This is a genomic window from Micromonospora sp. DSM 43699, assembly GCF_055517075.1.
Genome location: NZ_JBTMMT010000226.1, coordinates 1 through 441 on the forward strand (window position 1 = coordinate 1; position 441 = coordinate 441).

The window sequence follows — 441 nt, forward strand, 5'->3', positions numbered from 1 at the left end:
CGTCTGATCGGATCCCGTTCGCTCGTGGCAATCATCGGACGACGCAAGGACAACCCCGAAGCGCGGATGTCCATCGGCGACCATCTGCGCGAATTCCGCAACCGCGCGATCGTCGCCGGCGTCGCGATCCTGCTGTGCTGCATCATCGGCTGGCACTACTACCAGAACATCTACGACTTCATCGAGCAGCCGTTCCGCGACTACCAGCACGCCCACCCCGAGGCGCACGTCGAGGTCGCGTTCAACGCCGTCACGGCGCCGTTCAACCTCAAGTTGAAGGTCGTGGCGTGGGCCGGCCTCATCCTCGCGGCGCCCGTGTGGCTGTGGCAGATCTGGGCCTTCCTCGTGCCCGGCCTGACGCCGCGGGAAAAGCGCGTCGGCCGCATCTTCATCGCCGCAGCGATCGTGCTGTTCGCCTGCGGCGTCTACATGGGGTCGCTG

At 66.0% G+C, this 441-nt stretch carries 1 protein-coding gene; it reads left to right on the plus strand.

The window, feature by feature from the left end:
- Positions 1-24: 24 nt before the first annotated feature.
- A partial coding sequence (tatC, locus tag AC0AIB_RS31370; protein WP_465098106.1) for a twin-arginine translocase subunit TatC occupies positions 25-441 on the plus strand: 417 nt, incomplete at its 3' end.